Here is a 17,487-nt window from a genome sequence, read left to right as displayed (position 1 = left end):
GCTCCATGAGCCGCGGGAGGTATGACTGCAAATATGCCTGAAGTTAATCACCGGAAGACGTGACAAGCAAGCGGAATGCGATTCGAGGCCCGCATGCCCGGCGATCAGCCGGTGCCACTGGACCTGTCGACCAGAAGGAGAGTGTCGGCTATCGGCCACGTCTCCATGAGGGGCTCGCAGAGATCCTGGCGTTCACCAAGTTCGACGAAAAGGCCGAACACCATGATGGTGACGACTTGGAGGCCCGACAGCGGAGCATCCCAGCCGGGCAGCCGATGCGGTCCTCGCGAATGCTGGAGCGTCACCTCGCCGCTCAATGACTTTGCCTCGACCAGCATCTTGCGCCGCACGTCAGGGTCCATCGCCCGCAGGCGGGGTAGGATCTGCACGCCATAAAATCCGACGGCCGCCCTAGCTGCTTCAGCGCTCATGGGAATAATCCGGCTTTCTGAGCCGAAGCCAAGGGTTAACGCATGACTGGATTGCTTCGGCGACGTGAACCCCACCGATGGTGTCTTCAGCGGAAAGATCCGCAATCGTGCGAGCCACACGTAGAACTTGGGTTCGAGAAAGCTCGCTGTATCCAAGCCGCTCAGTCGCGACTTTGATCAGACGCACACCCGTCGCGCTCGGTCGACAGTGCGGTTCAGCCTCTCCCCACGGCACCCGCGAATTGAGGCGGAGCAACCCGTCGCCCCACCGATCACGCTGCCGGTCGCGCGCAGCCTGCACCTGGCCGGCTACGGACTCGCTCCGCTCGCGGTGTTTCTCCGCGAGGTCGCGATATCGGAGAGGGGGCAGCTCGACGTGGAGCTCGACGCGCTGGAGCAGATCATCGGGATAGCCAGCCAAGTAGCGGCCGGCCTCGCTTGGCGTGCACGTGCAGCGCCGCTGGCCGTGACCGAAATAGCCACAGGGACACGGGCACATCACGACTACCATCACGACAGCCGCTGGCAGACAGGTCACGGCGGCTGGCCGCCGCACGTTGTGAGTGCCGTGGGGAACGTGGATCACGTTCCCCACACCTTCCGCGGGCACACACCCGCTGATCAGAACATCCGCCAGCGCATTGCGCACCTCCGGACGCATCCTCGGCAGCTCATCAAGGATCACAACCCCACCGTGGGCTCGCGACAACTCACCGAGGTGCTGCTTTCCTTCGATTTTCCCTCCGAGCACAGCCGTCGGCGAAGCGAGGTTGTCGATCTCACGCACCGGCCGAACGAGACCGGCCACGTCGCCGCCAGCAGCGACTACCTCGTCGCGTTCGGCCTGCGAGAAGGGGGGAAGGAGGTGGATGAGACTACGGGCCAGCGCAGTCTTCCCAACGCCAGGAGGTCCGACCAGCGTGATGCTGTGGCCACCAGCGGCAGCGACTTCAAGCGCGCGCTTGGCGTGCGCCTGCCCGGCGATTTCCGCGAAGTCCAGCGCCGTCTCGCGGTTTACTGCAGGCACCGCCCGCTCTCCGGCAGGGCGTGCTTGAACCCTTCGGACAAGTCTGCGCCGGTCAAGGATACGAAGCAGCTCTCTTCTGCTACCATCTCGGCGAGTTGCTTCCAACGCGCGTAGAGATCGCGTGCGTGCGCCGGCTCGCTGCCGGCGGGGATCCGCGACAGCTCCACACTCACCGTCGCCAGTTCCGCGACCAAGTAGTAAGCGATGGAATCGGACGCCGCCGCCGCGCAATGAGCGAATACGAGCATCACCCCGACGAATCCCTGGGCTCTCGCCCATTCAGCCGCACAGAGGCACGCCCATGCGAGTTTCGCGTCTGTCGCACACGGCTCGCATAACCGTGAGACGATGACGGCCAGCGGGTCTCGAATGGCCGTGTCGTAGGCGGCCAGCAGTATCATCTCCTCGAGCCCGGCAAGCCGTTCAGGGTCAATCAGGACGGCGCGCGCTTCTGGCTCCACGATGAGCCAGGCGAAGAGTAGACTCAGCACTTCGTAGGTATGGACGAACACCAGCGGCGGCAGCGCCGACCCGACCAGCTCCTGCACGGCCGCATCCGTGTCGAGCTTGAACCGGAGCATGCGCTGCGCGTGGTAGCGAATGAACCAGCGGGAGGGCTTCCGAGCCAACCGCCTATCCCCCGCTCAGCGTGATGCTTCCACCACGCCCGGTTCTGAGCTGCTGCGGATCGGTGGGCTGTTCACGAACTGAAGCTGCTGGGGCGCGAGGTTCGGCCTCCTCCGCGCGCCGGGCGAGTGGGGGGCTCGTCTCCCCCGAGCCCGGCATTCCGGTCGGAATGCGGCGCGAGGTCAAAACACGTCCCAGTCCGGATCGACAGCCACCCGCGCCGCGACGGCGAGGAGATGATCGCGCAGCGATCCCCCAGGAGCCCCGCCCGACTCGCGGTTGAGCCCGCGGATGAAAACCGCACCCACGCGTTCCTCGGCCGCGGTCCGGGATAATCCCGCCGCTTCCATCGCGTCCCTGACGGTTTCGCGGTAGCGGAAGTAGATCACCGAGAATGCCACTCCGGCATCTCCGGAACCGGAGTCCCAGTGCCGCCTGAGCAGCTCGTCGTCGGGTAGGTCATTTTCTTCAATCCGACGTGCGGACATGATGTGGAACCTCCCGTCTTAAGAGCGGATCGTCGATCTCAGGATTGATCGCCAGCACCTTTTGCTGCACACGCGGATCGTCGAGAATCCGGCAGACGGCCCACTCAAGCCAATGAGCTTGGCGGCCGGTTCGTCGGAGGAAGTCGAACCACCCTTCGCCCGCCTTCGGCCTGTGCTCGATGGTCCAGTCCCCCCACCAGTTCACGGCCCTGGAGAGCCGTTCAATGATCGTCTCCAGCCGCTTCGCTTTCGGTGCGGAGATGGCGGCTCGTACGATCCGCTCGATCTCCTGCTCGTCGGGATCTTTGATCGACCGGATGGGCGGCGGCGGCGGGGGGGGAGCTGGTGGTCGGTATTGCGCTAGATACGCCTCGCGACAGATGCGGCATATCCGCTGCTCAACACGAATCCTTACGCCATCCCGTATCGCATAACCCGGATTGGAGAGGGTATTTTCGGGCGTCAGCTCGTGCCCACGCATGCAGTGCGTTTTCGGTGCGCGAGCCCGTCGGGGGCGACGGCCATACTTCCGAAACGCTTCCACATACGTAAGCGCCTCCAGATGCCAAGGGTTTATGCAGCGGGTATTGCGGCAGGTACGCTTGACTATATGCCCTTTCGCGATAGGCCCATGCCACATCACGTATGCAACGCGGTAGGCGTACCTCTCCTGAAGCGCGCAGAACTGCGGGTTCCTGCTGTTCGGCCCGAGCCACTCCCAACAGCCCGTGCCCGGGTTGGGACAGGCGTTCCGGAGGAGGCGCTGGGCGATGGAGGGAGGCGGCGGCGCCGGCGCCGCCGGCGGTGTCGCGGCCCGTTTTCGCTCGGGCCAGCGGGGAAGCAGTTCTCCGGTCGCTGCCTCCCATGCCAGTACTGACTGCCGGACCGTTTCACGCGAGATCCCCAACCCAGCTCCGACACTGCGGAAAGTCGCTGGCGGTTCAGCCGTCCGATATGCTGATATTATTTCGTCGCGACACGGCTTCGTTCCGAGCTTCACGCGGCTGTTATTGCGGCTCGATCCTTCCATAGCCACAGCCCTACGCCGCCAGCCGTGAACGCACGGCAATAATCCAGGACGGAGAGAGCATTCCCTGCTCGGCATAGGATTGGTCTATCGCGGAGAGAAGGTTCAGCACACCCTGTGTGGGATCGGGCAGTGTTGCTACGAAACGAGATAGGCTGTCTGCTATTTCGTCGGGTGGTACTTCATGGAGACCAGCTTTCCGGAAGTACCAACTCCGCACCCGCTCAACCGTGCGGCTATAGGGGATTGTGCCGTCAATGAACTTTTGCAGCCCCGATGGAGACATGCAGACCTCTCGCGCGACGACCCGGAGCCCGGAGCGACGGATCGCCCGCCGCAGAGCGTCCCGAAAGCGTTCCAGGTCATCAGGCGTCGCGCCGGCGCGCGCAGGCGGGGACGGCGTTAGCGCTATCATTGCGATCTGTGGGATGGCAGCTCGCGATACTCACCGGGGAGACGGAGCTCAATAGTCTCGGGCTTGGGTGGTTCCTGATGTGTTGCGATTTCTCGCCTCAACTCGTCGCGCCGCACTTCCAGTTCAGCCAGCTCAGCCTCGTCGTAGCGTTCACGCAGAAGTAGTCGTGCAATCGCGCGCGCGACTCCGGCGAGATCGTCGTGCAGTCTCTGCAGGTCGGTTCTGCTCATCCCGTCCCTCTAAGAAACCCTCCGGTCCGATTCGGCCTGATCGTTCGCCCTGCGGAGCGCCCGCACGGCGGAGGGGCCGTGCGCGCTTTTCGCCTTCGCTCGTGCGGATTTAACGACCCGTTGGCGCATTCCGACCGGAATGGTGTCGCTGCCGGGTAGAGCAGCCGCGAGCACTTTCAGCCGGAAAATTCACTGGGCGAGAACATTGACGGCGAATGTGTACGCCGTCCAGCCGCGTACCCGGTGGCGGTAAATGGGCAGGGTATCGTGTGACACGGAAATGCTTTGTTGACAAGCAATTAGACGAAATTTGGCAACCCGTACGAGCGCGGTAACCCATCTGCGAAGGGCGTGCTCGGTGACGGGAAGTGAGTACCCGTGTCAGGTGGCGTGAAGCGTGTGGGCGGATTTACAATTGTGGAGCCGATTTTTTCACTTCGGCTGCCCGCCAATCACCTCTTTAGTCGAGGGAACACCCCCATGCGCAAGCTTGCCCTTCTCGCCGCCGTCGCCGTGCTCGTCTCCGCGTGCGAGAGACTTCCGACCAGCAGCTCGGAACGGGATGTACGGCAATCAGCCGCCGCGTCCCACGACGCGACGGCCGACTCAAGTAACAACCGCGGGGGAATCTTCGCGGGCTCTGGAAACTGAGGAAACCCGCTATACGGGGCCTAGCGTCGCAAGCCCGTATTGGTTCTCCTTCCGGGTCCAGGTCTCCGCGCGCCAAGCGCGGACGTGCTCGTTGAGCAGCCCAGCGAGTTCAGCCAGGCGGTCCGCCGGCTCCCCTCGGAGTGGGGGAGCCGGCACCAGCTCGACACCTTCCTCGATCTCTTTTTCGATTTCACGGAGTTCCCGCAAGGCTTGGCGGTCGCGCCGTCGCTCGGCGATCGTGATTCCACGCTCGACATAATGGCGGGCGAGTTCGTCGTCCCCGAGCGCGTGAGCGCCGATGGACAAACCTAGGTACGCTGCTGCCGCGAACGTCGGATAATGCGGCGTGAGTCTCAACACGCGCGCTTCCGCCTCGGCGTATTCCTCATGGTGCCCCAGACTCCCTGCCGCGCGCGCATATGTGCCCCACGCGATCACTTCGTCGTGTGGCCGTAGGGGCGCCCTTATCAGAATCTTCAATAGAGGCCACGCCTCGGCATACCGACGCTGCAGGAGAAGCAGCACAGCGAAGTCGTGCACAGCGAGCGGATAGCGCTCGTGATGGCGTGGATAGATGGTGAGCGCGCGGATCGCGGCGTCGAAAGCCCGTTTCGTCTCCCCGAGCTCGTAGTAGTGGGAGATGAGGTCGTGATACACTTGCGCTGCGAGCCACGCGTGACCTTGGTCGAGCGCGACGCGGGCCGCGGATACGAAGTGCCCTGCGGCCGCACGCACGCGTCCTCGATCAGACTCTAGGCGGGCGTAACCCAGGTGCGCACGCACGTACGTATCCCAGTCTTGGAGACGGTAGGCAACGCGAATTGCCCGTGCATAGAAGATCTCCGAACGCCAGGTCTCATCTGCATACCGGTTTGTTCGCGCAGCGATGAATGAGGAGCGTGGGCCGGGACTGATCGCCGCACCCGCTTCGGCGATCTGAATTGCGGTTTCGGTGTGGCCCGCCTCCTGAGCCCAGTCCGCCAATGTCTCGCAAGCCGCGGCGAGTTCGGCACGGGTCGGCGGTCGGCGGCCAGTCAGTCGCATCAGCACCCGGAGAGGCGCGCGGGCGCCGCGGGGAGCTTCGTGGAGTGCTTCAGTGCGACGCTCTCCGACGTGAACGGCGGTGGTAGGGGCGAACAGCTTTGGCCGAATTACGTCCGTACCATCGACTTCCGCTGCGAGCCAGAGCTGCCGCACCAGCGTGGCCAGCTCCAGACCGAAGACCGAAGGGATTTCGTTCAGCACGTCGATCCACGGCCGTGGTAGAGGCGCCCGATCAATGCGCCAGGGCCGCGCAGCGCGGCTCACGCGAGCAGCACGCTTGACCATCTCTGCGGGGGTTAATGCTGGAAGGATCAATAAGGGTCAGCACCTCAACATTACGAACGCGTTGCGAGTTGCGCTATAGGGGGCGGCGTAGTAGGAGCGGGCGTAGGTCGTGGCTCGCGCATTCCGACCGGAATATCCACCGCTGTCCTTTTCTAGCGACAGGGAATCGTCCTCCTCCGGTGACGACAGTGGGCACGCCTTCTCTGTCGCGAATCGTGTCGAAATGACGCCCCAGCGACAACTTGTACTTTTTCTCTTGCCCGATCCGGCGCATTCAGTGCGGCGCGTCTTTGCGCGTACATACACCGAATCCGCCACCGGGCACGGATTACTCCGTCCGAATCGTAGTCTTTCCCGTGACAGCGCAAGTCATTTGCGTTCTATCAAAAACACCCGTTTTCGCGTGACCCCCTGCATCGGCGCGACTTACAGAGCTGCTGTCTGAAAAGGAATTAGACAAATTGTTGTGAAACCTTGTAGCGGAAAGGACGGTCCTACCCGTTGAATCTGACACGCCTGTTTGTAGCACCTCGGCCCGCTTATAGGGCACTCTCAGAGTCGGGCGCATTCGGGCGAAGACCGTTCGGGGAGGGGCGATGTACGACCGTGCGGATCTGGCAAGGCTCTGGAGAGAGCACGCGGGGCTCTTGCGCCGCTATGGCGCCGAAGCGCAGGCGGCGGCGCTGGAGCAGTGCGCGGCGGACGTTGAGGCCGAGGAGCGCGAACGCGTTAATGCCTGCGTCACGCTGGAGGAAGCCGTTGAATTAACCGGCTTTTCGCGCAGTCACTTGCGTCGGCTATGGCGCGAGGGTGACAAGGTGCGTCGAGCTGGGACAGAAGATGCCCCGTTGTTTTACGAATCCGAACTACCCCGAAAACCCGGCTATACCCCTAAAAATAAAAGACTTGCGCCAGATATAGAGCAGCCTGTAAATTCACTATTGCAGGTTGCGCGCGCCATCGTTAAGGGGGAGCAATGACGATGGCGCATAAGGCTAAGCCGGAGACGTGGAGTTACGCGGCGGGAAAGAAGGGCAGAAACCGCGTCCGCGCCTACGAAGAAGTCAAAGACGGGCCGCTCTACCTTGAATGGTTTGAGGCGGTGTTTGACAACCGGGGTCCGGTCATTGATCCGAAGACGGGTCGGCAGCGGAAGCGCCGCACCCGGCTCTGCCTCAGCGCCGAAGGAATCACCACTCGCTCCGAGGCCATGAAGAAGGCCGAGCAGGTAGCGGAAAGGTGGGGGGAGATGGGTCCGGGCGAGGCGACGCCGAAGATTAACGGCCCGCTAACGCTCGGGAAGCTGTTGAAGCTGTATCTTCGTGAAGTCGTTCCCACGAAGAAGCCGGGCACACAGCGGTCCAACCGCATCGACGCGCGCATGTTCCTGGCGTTCTTCGGTGCGGAGGCGGTCGTGGAGCGGATCGGCGCGAACGGTCGGCCGCAGACCGGGATCGGTCGGGTCCGCTACAACGCCTTCTTGAAGGCGCGGGCAGAGGGGACGATTCCGGGGTTTCCGTACAAGGCGGGGAAACAGACCATCTGCAACGACGTGCGGTTCCTGCGCGCGGTGTTCCGGTGGGCGAAGTTGGAGCGGGACGACGGTACGGTGCTCCTGCTGCGCAACCCGTGGGAAGGGTTCCCGACCCCGGTGGAGGATAAGCCCCTGCGCCAGGAGATGACGCAGGAGCTGCACGACCGCCTCGTGGCGGGTGCCCCGAACTGGCGCATGGCGGTGGTGATGGAACTGTGCCGCCAGACCCGGCGTAGGATGAACAGCGTCCGCCAGCTCCCGCTGGAGGACATCAACCTGACCGCCGGCACCGTCCGGTGGAACGGTGAGTTTGACAAGGTCGGCAAGACGCGCGTGACTCCCCTCACGGGGCGCGCCATCGAGACCATCCGGCTCGCGCTGGTGAAGCGGCGCGAGGAAGGGTTGGGGGAGTCACCGTGGCTCCTCCCGGCGCCCAGCGACCCGGCGCAGCCGGTGTCGCGCCAGCGGCTCCACAACTGGATGAAGGCGGCGCGGAACAAGCTCGGGATCAACCTCCCCCGGCTTGGGTATCACGGCGAGAAGCGGGCTGGCATCCGCGACCCGCGCTTCCGGAACCTCGCCCCTGCGATTCAGGAAGAGCTTGCGGGCACCACGTGGGGAACGATGCGACGCATCTACGACTACGTGGACCTGCCGACCTTGCAGGAAGCGGTTGCACTGCTGGAAGCGGAACCGGCCCCCCAGCCGGGTCCGCGCGAGCCGGAAACAGGCCTGCCGAAGGCGGCCTGAGCGAACTGACAGTTGCAACTGACAGTGGGTAGGAACCGCAGGTTGTAAGTCCTTCCAGAATCTGCACTTGGCAGCCCCCCGGCTGAATCCGCGGCAACAACCACACGAAGTCCGCCTTCGCGGACTACCGGCTTCGGAGCAGGCGCGACTTCGGCGCTCGCATCTGGCATCCATCGACCGAAGCACGTCGCGCGCGCAGATGTTCCGGCTGCACGCACATTTGTAGTCCGCGAAGGCGGACTTCGTGTAGTTGTAGCCGCGAATTCATTCGCATTCTCCCCATCATCTTTCGGGGATTCGGGGAGAAAGCGAGAACCCCTCCGCACCGCCACTCCGCGGTACGAAGGGGGACCCGGATCGGGTGATCGGCCCGTTCTACTGCGACGCGAGGTCGGAGAGGGTCTCGGCGGCTTCGCGGCGCACGTCGAGGCTGGGGTGCGTGGCGCGGATGCGCTCCAGGCGCGCGCGGGCCATGCGCGCCGGGAACTCGCCCATCGTCTCCACCGCCTGGCGCTGCACGTCCACGTCCGGATGCCGCGCGACGATCTCGTCGAGCGCCGACAGCGCGGCTTCGCTCCGGCTCTCGCCCAGCGTCTCGGCGGCCTGGCGGCGCACCTCCAGCACCGGGTGGCGCCACGCCATCCGCACCAGCACGGGCACGGCGCGCTCGGGCGGCTGCTCACCCATCGACTCGACCGCCTCGCGCTGCACGTCGAGGTCGCGGTCGCGTATGGCGATCTCCTCCAGGTCGCCCAGCGCCTCGGGGCTCTTCATCCCCCCCAGCTCCTCGACGGCCTGGCGGCGCACCTCGGGGCTCCGGGCGCTCGTGGCGAAGCGGCGGATACGCGGGCGGCTGACCTCGGGCGGGTACTCGGCGATGGTCTCCACCGCCTCGCGCTGCGCCTCGGGGTCGCCTGCGCGGGCGGCGATCTCCTCCAGCGGCCGCAGCCCCGCGAGGTTGGGCAGCTCGCCGAGCGTCTCCACGGCCTCGCGGCGGACATCTACGTCGGGATGGGCGCGGGCGAGCCGCTCCAGCACGGGGAGCGCGCGCTCGGCGGGCTGCTCGCCCAGCGCCTCGGTGGCCTCCTGCCGCACCTCCAACGCGGGATCGGTCCGCGCCACCTGCTCCAGCTCGGCGGCGATGCCGTCGCCCTCCTGCTCGCCCAGCGACTCGGCGGCCTCGCGGCGCACGTCCACGTGGCGCGAGCCGCGCAGGATTCCCCGCAGCGCCGGGAGCGCCTCGGGCAGCCGCATCTCGCCGACCGCCTCCACCGCCTCGCCGCGCACGCGCTCCGACGGGTCGTTCTCGCTGGCGGCGACCACCGCCCGGAGCGCGTCGGGGCGGGCCTGGCGCCCCAGCCCGTGGGCGGCGGCGGCGCGCAGCTCCTCGTCGCGAGCCTGCAGCCGGTCCAGCAGGAGCGGCACCACGCGGTTGGGATCGGGGTGCAGCGCGATGGTCGCGAGCAGGACGTCGCGCACCTCCATCGAGCTCTCGGAGCGCTCGCGCGCCATCAGCCAGTCCAGGCTCTCGCCGGTGCGCGCGGGGCCGAGCCAGTACACCGGGATGCCGCCCAGCGCCATCCCCAGCCGTCCCACGCGCGTGCTCACCTGCTGCAGGCGGCCGCCCGGGCCCATGCGGAGGAGGATGATGGCGTCGCGCTCCGACGCGCCCACGATCGAGGGAAGCGGCCGGTCGTCGAGCTCGTCGACGTTCAGGCCGCCTTCGACGTAGCCGCCGTCGTGGCGCAGGGGGACCGGCGTGATGGACCAGCCGACCCAGTACGCCCGGCGGTTGCTCCGCCGCGCCTGCTCCGCGGCCCACTCCCAGCGGCCGGCCAGCGGCTGCGCGGGATCGGGATGGCGGATGACCACCGGCTCCTGCCGCGGCGCGCGATGCTGGGGCTTGTCGATGGTGGCGCTCGTCCGCGGCTCCTCCGCCGCGGCGGAGATCGGCGCCACCGCGGGCGCCACCACGGCGACGGCGGCCAGGAGGACGAGCGCGGCCGCCGCGCGTGTGCCCACGCGGGGGAGCGCGGGAAGGTCGGCGCGCTGCACCAGCCGCTCGACGCGGCGGGCGAGCGACGTCGGTCCGCCCTCGGCCATCGCCAGCGCGCCCTCGGGCACGGGGTGCGGCGCGGCCGAGACCCAGGCGGCCACCTCCACCAGGCAGCGCGCCAGCCCCAGCGGCGAGCCGGTCTGCCGCACCGCCCAGTCGTCGGCCAGGTACTCGGCGGACTCGCGCAGCCGGCGCCGGGCCAGGCGGTTCAGCGGCTGGAAGAAGAAGAGCGCCTCGGCCAGCCCGGCGGCCAGGTGCCAGAGCGGGTCGCGCCGCGCCAGGTGCGCCAACTCGTGCGCCAGGGCGCCGCGCTGCTCCTCGGTCGCCAGCCCGGCCACGAAGCGCGCGGGGACGCACACCTCGCCGGTCCCCAGCGCCATCGGCGTGGCGCAGCGCTCGCTGCTGGTCAACCGTACGGGCGCGGCGATGCCGGCCTTGACGCGCAGCTCGTCGAGCAGGGCCAGGAGCGCGGCGTCGTCCACCAATCGCCGGTCGCGCAGCAGGCGATGGAGCGACGCCTGCCGCCACACCACCCGCGCGAGCAGCAGCGCCGCTCCCGCGGCCCACACCATCAGCAGTATCGCGCCCCACCCCGTCCGCGACGGCAGCTCGCGCGGCGCGGCAGCCGTCGTCGGCGTCGCGTCGCGCGCCGCATTGGTCGACGGCGCGGAGGGGGACGGAGTGGCGGCCGTCGCCGGCGCGGCGGGCACCTTCTGCGTGGCCGCTACGGGAGAGGGGGATTCGGCGCGCGGGCCTGCACTCGCGCGCTGCACCTCCGACGGGGGCGCGGAGGATGGCACCGCATCGCCCGCGCGGCTCGCGGGAAAGGACCAGCGGCCCACCACGGGGCGGAAGTCCACCAGCATCTGCACGGAGACGGTGAGGACGGCGCCGACCAGCGCGGCCTTCCACAGCGTCTCGCGCCAGGCGGGGTCGCGCACCACGCGGCCGGCCAGGAGCGCGGCGGCGCCGAGCAGGAGCGTGCTGTGGACGGCATAGGCCAGCAGCCACGCGGCCACGGCGTGTGCGATGGGGCTCATCGGTCGCCTCCCTTCAGCTCGGCCTCGCGGCGGTCCACGATCTCGCGGATGCGGGCGAGGTCCTGCCCCTCCACGTCCTGCGCGGTCAGCAGGTGGCTCACCATCGTGGCCACGTCGCCCTCGAACAGGCGGCCGGCCAGGTCGGTGAACTCGGCCACCACGGAGCGCCGCACCTGCCCCTCGTCCACCAGCGCGCGGTAGACATATTGGCGACCTTCGACGCGGTGGACCACGAGTCCCTTCTTCTCCATGCGCGAGAGCAGCGTGGCCACCGTGGACTGCGCGATACGGCGCTCGGCCCGCAGCGCGTCGTGCACGTCGATGACGGTGGTCTCGTCGTGTGCCCAGAGCACTTTCAGGATCGCGGCCTGTAGCTCGGTGAGCGCGTAGCTCATGCAGGACCTCGGAGAGGGAGATGAGGGATCGTTTGGATAATGACACCTATATAATACAAGTGTAGAAGACGAGCGCAAGGATGATACGAAATCTGGAATTGGGTTGATGCCTCCCGGCCGGATCCCACGCTGACGTCATCCTGAGGCCGGTCAGACCGTAATCAGCGTCTGTGCAAGAGCTTGCAGGCCGAAGGATCTATAACCGCCGGCAGCACGCTGTCTGGTCGGACGTACCAATACTCTACCCGGAGTCATATCAGTATGACATGCAGGCGTGAGCGATTCGAATGGTTCTGGAGAGGAGATGGTGCGTCCCGGCAGATTTGCGTGCTGACGCGGCTATAGATCCTTCGGCCTGCAGCCGTCGTCGCGGACGCTGGCTACGGTCTGGCCGGCCTCAGGATGACGATGGGCGGGTATCCTTGCGGGAAAACGAAACGGCCCGCTGCGAAGGCGGGCCGTCGTACTTCACTGCGATCTCTCGTACCGGTGAAGTCCGCGAAGGCGGACTGCGTGCCGTTGTAGCCGCGAGTTCACTCGCATCGTCCCATAGGCGGAGGACGCACCCGCTCAGCTCTGCAGCCGCCCCAGTGCCTCGTCCAGGCTGGCGCCGGAGGCGAGCGACTGGTAAACCTCGCCCAGCGTTTCGCCGCTGCCGAAGAGGAGGCGCGAGCGGCCGGGCTCGGCGGGCACCTCCATCACCACCACGCCGGCGCCGGCCACGCGCCCCAGCAGGTCGGTGAAGAAGCCGGTGGACAGGTGGCATCCCGCGGGGCCGCCGTCGCTTCCTGCCTCGAGCCAGTCGACCAGGTCGAGCGCGCCTACGCCGGGGTGCAGCCGGCGGTGCTCCACGCGTCCCCAGCCGATCCCCTCGAAGTAGTCGCTCACCCCCTGCCAGAAGTGGTCGGCGTCCATCTCGCGGGGGTCGCCGCCGCTCGCCGCGAGCCGGTCGCTGAGCGCGGCGTGCACCTGCTCGCCCACCTCGTAGCCCACCTGGCGCAGCAGGTTCACGGCCTCCAGCGGCTCGCGGTCGCCGGCCAGGGCGCGGCGCATCGACGAGATCATCCCCGCGGGAATCTGCACGAACTTCGCCTGGGTCGCGGTCGCGGTGTCGGTCATAGGAGCCCCAGCTGGGCGGGTGCGGGTTCGGTGGATGGGGATTCTGCGGCGGCGTCCGCGCCGCCGGTGGATTCGGCAAGCTCCAGCAGCTGCGCCTCGTTCAGCTCCTTCACCCCCAGCTCGCGCGCCTTCGCGAGCTTGGAGCCGGCGTCCTCGCCGACCACGAGGTAGTCGGTCTTCTTCGTGACGCTCCCGGTGATGCGGCCGCCGCGGCTGGCGATGAACTCCTCCATCTGCGGCCGCGTCATCGTCGGATGCGTCCCCGTGATCACGAAGGTCAGCCCGGAGAACCGGCCCTCGGCGGGCTCGTGGCGCTCCTCGGTGAGCTTGACCCCGGCGGCGCGCAGCTTCTCCACCACCTCACGGTTGCGCGGCTCGGCGAACCAGGCGTGCAGCGCCTCGGCCATCACGTGGCCGATGGTGTGCACCGCCTCGATCTCCTCCACCGACGCCTCCATCAGCCGGTCGATGGAGCCGAAGTGGCGGGCCAGCGTCTGCGCCGCGATCTCGCCCACGTGGCGGATCCCCAGCCCGAAGAGCGCCCTCGCCAAGCCCTGCTGCTTCGACGTCTCCAGCCCGTCGAGCAGGTTCTGCGCGGACTTCTGCTTGAAGCCGGGGAGAGTGAGCAGGTCGTCGAGCGTTAATGTATACAGGTCGCCCACGTCGCGGACCAGTTGCCGCGTGGGGCGGCCGTCCACCACGGGCGCCTCGCGTTCGATCTCCGCCTCGCCGATCCCCTCGATCTCGAACGGCGCGCCGCGGAGGTCCTCCGGCTCCACGTCCGGGATGATCTTCCCCGACTCGTCCACCGGGCGGCGGCGCAGGAGCTGGAGGATGGTGCGCTCCCCCAGCCCGCGGACGTCCATCGCGCCGCGCGACGCGAAGTGCACGATTCCCCAGTAGATCCGCGCGGGGCAGGCGGAGTTGGGGCAGTAGGTCATCGCCTCGCCCTCGGGCCGCTCCGCCGGCGTCCCGCACGCGGGACAGCGGTCCGGGAGACGCCACTCGGGCGCGCGCTCCTGCCCCTCCTCGAGGATCGGCCCCACGACCTGGGGGATGACCTCGCCCGCGCGCTTGACCAGCACCTTCTCGCCGGGGCGGATGTCCTTGCGGCGGATGTCGTCCTCGTTGTGGAGCGTCGCCAGCTTCACGATCACCCCGCCGACCTCCACCGGCTCCAGCACCGCGTAGGGATTGAGCGCCCCCGTCCGCCCCACGTTGATCTCGATCGACCGCAGCGTGGTGACGACGAGGTCCGGCGCGTACTTGTACGCCGTGGCCCAGCGCGGTTCCCGGCCGCCGACCACGCCCAGCTCGACGTGGAGGGGAAGGGGATTGACCTTCACCACCACGCCGTCGACCTCGTAGTCCAGCGTCCCGCGCGTCTTCTCGAAGTCGCCGACGAAGGCCAGCACCTCGTCCATCCCCGCGCACACCTGCGCCAGGGCGTTGACGGGGAATCCCCACGCCTTCAGGGCCTGGAGGAGATCCCATTGCGAGGCGAAGGGCGGCTCGCCGCGCCCCGTCTCCACCGCGTAGGCGAAGAAGCGGAGCGGCCGCTGCGCGGTGATGGACGGGTCGAGCTGCCGCAGCGCCCCCGCCGCCGCGTTGCGGGGATTGGCGAAGGTCGCCAGCCCCTCGGCCGCGCGCGCCTGGTTCATCCGCTCGAAGCCGGGGAGCGACATGTACACCTCGCCGCGCACCTCGAAGAGCGGCGGCGGCTCCGGCGCGCCGTCCCCCGTCCGCAGGCGCAGCGGGATCTGCCTGATCGTGCGGAGGTTGCGGGTGACGTCCTCGCCGATCGTGCCGTTCCCCCGCGTGGCGCCCTTGACGAAGACGCCGTCCTGGTAGGTGAGGGCGATGGCCAGCCCGTCGATCTTCGGCTCGACCACGTAGCCCGAGGTGCGCACCTCGTCGGCGATGCGGGCGTTCCTCGTCTCCCACGCCAGCAGCTCTTCCGGGCCGAAGGCGTTGTCGAGGGAGAGCATGGGCGCCAGGTGCTCCGTCTTCTCCAGCTTCGACGCGGGCTCGGCGCCCACCCGCTGCGTCGGAGAGTCCGGCGTGCGCAGGATGGGGTGCTCCTCCTCGATCTTCCTGAGCTCGCGGAAGAGGCGGTCGTACTCGAGGTCCGACAGCGTCGGCGCGTCGAGGACGTAGTATTCGTGGTTGGCGCGCTCGATGGACTCGCGCAGCTCGGCGGCGCGAGCGGCGACGGAGGGCGGGGCGGGGTCGGTCACCGTCAGGCGGATTCGGGGGGCATCTGCGAGGCGCGGACCACGCGGTTGCGGCCGCTCTCCTTCGCGACGTACAGCGCGTCGTCGGCCTTCTTCAACAGCTGCTCGGGGGCGCCCACGCCGTCGGAGGGAAACGAGGCCACGCCCGACGAGCAGGTCATGCGGATCTCGTTGGCCTCGTCGCGGTAGAGGTGCTCCTCCACGGCGGCCCGCACGCGCTCGGCGAAGCGGGCGGCCTCGTCCTCGGCGGTGTTGGGGAGGATGACGATGAACTCCTCGCCGCCGTAGCGCCCGGCCATGTCGATCTCGCGCGCGGTGTGCTCGAGGATGCGCGCGGTCTCGTAGAGGATGACGTCGCCGGTGGGGTGGCCGTAGGTGTCGTTCACCGCCTTGAAGCGGTCCAGGTCGATCATGGTGACCGCCAGCGGCTCTTCGGTGCGGCGGCTGCGCTCGAACTCGTCGCGCAGCAGCTCGTGCACGTGCCGGTGGTTGTACAGCTCGGTCAGCCCGTCGGTGATGGAGAGCTTGCGCAGGCGCTTGTTGACCACCTCGAGCTCGCGGTTCTTCAGGTCGAGCTCGTCCTGCAGGCGCTTGATGCGGAGCATGGCGCGCACCCGCGCCTCGAGCTCCTGGAAGTGGTACGGCTTGGCGATGTAGTCGTCGGCGCCGGTGTTGAGCCCCTGCACGATGTGCTCGGTCTCGCCCAGCGCCGTGACCAGGATGATGGGGATGAAGGGCAGGGTGCCGGTGCGCGCCTCGTCCTTGATGCGCCGGGCCACCTCGTAGCCGTCGATCCCCGGCATCATCACGTCGCAGAGGATGAGGTGCGGGGGCGCGTCCTTGATCTTGCGCAGCGCCTCCTCGCCGTCCTCGGCGCTGTCCACGTCGTAGCCGCGCGACTCCAGCCGCGCGCGCAGGATCTCGACGTTGTCGGGAAGGTCGTCGACCACCAGCACGCGGACGGGGCCGTCCGCGGCGCTCCCCCCATCGCTCAAGTCCTGGCCTCCCGCTCGCTCCCCTCGCCGATGAAGCGCTGCACCTCGGCCACCACGCGGCGCGGCTCGCAGGGCTTCGCCAGGTACCCGTCGCACCCCACCTCCTGCGCCTTGGCGCGGTCGGTGGCCAGCGCGTGCGCGGTCAGCGCGATGATGGGAATGTCCTTCGTCCCCTGCTCGCTCTTGAGGATGCGCGTGGCCTCCCACCCGTCGATGAGGGGGATGGAGATGTCCATCAGGATCAGGTCGGGGTGCTCCTCGCGGGCCATGCGCACGCCGTCCTCGCCGTTGCGCGCCTCGGTGACCCTGTATCCGAAGTGCTCCAGGATGGTGCGGTAGACGGTCCGGTTGTCCTCGTTGTCCTCGACCAGGAGGACCGTCTTGCTGGAGTCTGCCATTGTTCCAGGTGCCTCGTGTTCCGGTTGCCCGCCGCGCGTGCCCGCAACGGAGCGGGACGGGTGGCGCGGGGCGGGGCAGGCGTTCATATATACCCGGGGCGTCAAGGGGCCGCAAGCCGATGCGCCGCTTGTTTATCGCCCTTCGGAGCCCCGGGCGGCACGGGCGTTGCCGGACCGTCCGGATGGCTTCGCATCACCATGCGTTTACCCACGGACGGCATGTACTACGACGACTCGTCGAGGCGGCTGAACCTGCTGAGCGGCCTCGTGTTCGGCACCGTGCTGGGCGCCGGCCTGGCGCTCCTCTTCCTCCCCGACGAGCGGCTGGAGACGGGGCGCCGCGTGGTGGTGCGCACCGCCCGCTCGCTCGGCCGCACCGCCCGCGAGGGCGCCGGCGCCGCGCGCGGCCGGATGGACGCCCTGCGCGAGCGCCTGCGCGACGACGGCCGCGGCGACGACGAGCCGGAGCCGACGCGCGCCTGGGGCCGGGCGAGGGCGCTGGCGCGGCGGCGGTTCGAGCTCTGAGGCCGGAAGTGCGCGAGTGCGAGAGTGCGAAAGTGCGGAAGTGCGCTGGTTCGGCGCGGCCGCATCTTCCGTGCACTCGCGCGGCATCCGGCGGCGGGGAATGCCGGGCGAATGAAGAATTCGCGGCAACAACGACACGAAGTCCGCCTTCGCGGACTACCGGCATCCGCGCCGCCGCGACAACGGCGCGCGGAGCCGGCTCCCGGCGAAGGCTCC

General features: G+C 68.0%; 16 protein-coding genes. 3 read left to right on the top strand and 13 right to left on the bottom strand.

Annotation, left to right across the window (positions count from 1 at the left end; translation table 11 throughout):
• Nucleotides 1-104 precede the first annotated feature (104 nt).
• The 7 genes from VF092_21520 to VF092_21490 all read right to left on the bottom strand — a co-directional run bounded on the left by VF092_21520 (nt 105) and on the right by VF092_21490 (nt 6,141).
• Nucleotides 105-431, bottom strand: coding sequence for a hypothetical protein (locus VF092_21520; protein ID HEX6749887.1), 327 nt, complete (start codon nt 429-431; stop codon nt 105-107).
• Entirely contained in the window at nt 421-1,458 is a 1,038-nt protein-coding gene (locus tag VF092_21515; protein ID HEX6749886.1) for an ATP-binding protein, read from the bottom strand. Before VF092_21515 ends, VF092_21520 begins: the two co-directional genes overlap by 11 nt.
• The gene (locus VF092_21510; GenBank protein ID HEX6749885.1) at nt 1,446-2,039 is read right to left on the bottom strand and encodes a hypothetical protein; all 594 of its coding nucleotides are present in this window, start codon (nt 2,037-2,039) and stop codon (nt 1,446-1,448) included. Before VF092_21510 ends, VF092_21515 begins: the two co-directional genes overlap by 13 nt.
• A 228-nt stretch (nt 2,040-2,267) precedes the next feature.
• On the bottom strand, nt 2,268-2,573 hold the full coding sequence (locus tag VF092_21505; protein ID HEX6749884.1) for a hypothetical protein: 306 nt from the start codon (nt 2,571-2,573) through the stop codon (nt 2,268-2,270).
• On the bottom strand, nt 2,554-3,054 hold the full coding sequence (locus VF092_21500) for a hypothetical protein (GenBank protein HEX6749883.1): 501 nt from the start codon (nt 3,052-3,054) through the stop codon (nt 2,554-2,556). Before VF092_21500 ends, VF092_21505 begins: the two co-directional genes overlap by 20 nt.
• A gap of 957 nt (nt 3,055-4,011) precedes the next feature.
• On the bottom strand, nt 4,012-4,245 hold the full coding sequence (locus VF092_21495; GenBank protein HEX6749882.1) for a hypothetical protein: 234 nt from the start codon (nt 4,243-4,245) through the stop codon (nt 4,012-4,014).
• A 660-nt stretch (nt 4,246-4,905) separates the two neighbouring features.
• Complete coding sequence (locus VF092_21490; GenBank protein ID HEX6749881.1) at nt 4,906-6,141, bottom strand: tetratricopeptide repeat protein; 1,236 nt, start codon at nt 6,139-6,141, stop codon at nt 4,906-4,908.
• 680 nt (nt 6,142-6,821) lie between these two features.
• Between VF092_21490 and VF092_21485 the strand changes: the two genes are divergently transcribed.
• Both VF092_21485 and VF092_21480 read left to right on the top strand, forming a co-directional pair.
• On the top strand, nt 6,822-7,205 hold the full coding sequence (locus tag VF092_21485; GenBank protein HEX6749880.1) for a hypothetical protein: 384 nt from the start codon (nt 6,822-6,824) through the stop codon (nt 7,203-7,205).
• Nucleotides 7,202-8,509 carry a tyrosine-type recombinase/integrase gene (locus VF092_21480; protein ID HEX6749879.1) on the top strand — a complete coding sequence of 436 codons (1,308 nt, stop codon included), beginning with the start codon at nt 7,202-7,204 and terminating at the stop codon, nt 8,507-8,509. Before VF092_21485 ends, VF092_21480 begins: the two co-directional genes overlap by 4 nt.
• A gap of 375 nt (nt 8,510-8,884) precedes the next feature.
• On the opposite strand, the gene VF092_21475 is transcribed toward VF092_21480, so the two are convergent.
• The 6 genes from VF092_21475 to VF092_21450 all read right to left on the bottom strand — a co-directional run bounded on the left by VF092_21475 (nt 8,885) and on the right by VF092_21450 (nt 16,746).
• Nucleotides 8,885-11,605 carry a HEAT repeat domain-containing protein gene (locus VF092_21475; protein HEX6749878.1) on the bottom strand — a complete coding sequence of 907 codons (2,721 nt, stop codon included), beginning with the start codon at nt 11,603-11,605 and terminating at the stop codon, nt 8,885-8,887.
• Complete coding sequence (locus VF092_21470) at nt 11,602-12,000, bottom strand: BlaI/MecI/CopY family transcriptional regulator (GenBank protein HEX6749877.1); 399 nt, start codon at nt 11,998-12,000, stop codon at nt 11,602-11,604. The genes VF092_21475 and VF092_21470 overlap by 4 nt, the downstream gene beginning before the upstream one ends.
• 570 nt (nt 12,001-12,570) lie before the next feature.
• The gene (locus tag VF092_21465; GenBank protein HEX6749876.1) at nt 12,571-13,119 is read right to left on the bottom strand and encodes a hypothetical protein; all 549 of its coding nucleotides are present in this window, start codon (nt 13,117-13,119) and stop codon (nt 12,571-12,573) included.
• Nucleotides 13,116-15,356: an NAD-dependent DNA ligase LigA gene (gene ligA / locus VF092_21460; GenBank protein ID HEX6749875.1), complete on the bottom strand. Its 2,241-nt coding sequence runs from the start codon at nt 15,354-15,356 to the stop codon at nt 13,116-13,118. The genes VF092_21465 and ligA overlap by 4 nt, the downstream gene beginning before the upstream one ends.
• A gap of 2 nt (nt 15,357-15,358) precedes the next feature.
• Nucleotides 15,359-16,348: a diguanylate cyclase gene (locus tag VF092_21455; GenBank protein ID HEX6749874.1), complete on the bottom strand. Its 990-nt coding sequence runs from the start codon at nt 16,346-16,348 to the stop codon at nt 15,359-15,361.
• Nucleotides 16,345-16,746 carry a response regulator gene (locus VF092_21450; protein HEX6749873.1) on the bottom strand — a complete coding sequence of 134 codons (402 nt, stop codon included), beginning with the start codon at nt 16,744-16,746 and terminating at the stop codon, nt 16,345-16,347. Before VF092_21450 ends, VF092_21455 begins: the two co-directional genes overlap by 4 nt.
• Before the next feature lie 219 nt (nt 16,747-16,965).
• Between VF092_21450 and VF092_21445 the strand changes: the two genes are divergently transcribed.
• Nucleotides 16,966-17,271, top strand: coding sequence for a hypothetical protein (locus tag VF092_21445; protein ID HEX6749872.1), 306 nt, complete (start codon nt 16,966-16,968; stop codon nt 17,269-17,271).
• Nucleotides 17,272-17,487: the final 216 nt, after the last annotated feature.

Source organism: Longimicrobium sp. (assembly GCA_036377595.1).
In the GTDB taxonomy this organism is placed as follows: domain Bacteria; phylum Gemmatimonadota; class Gemmatimonadetes; order Longimicrobiales; family Longimicrobiaceae; genus Longimicrobium.
The sequence above is the reverse complement of the archived record's forward strand: the minus strand, read 5'-3'. Positions and strand labels throughout refer to the sequence as shown.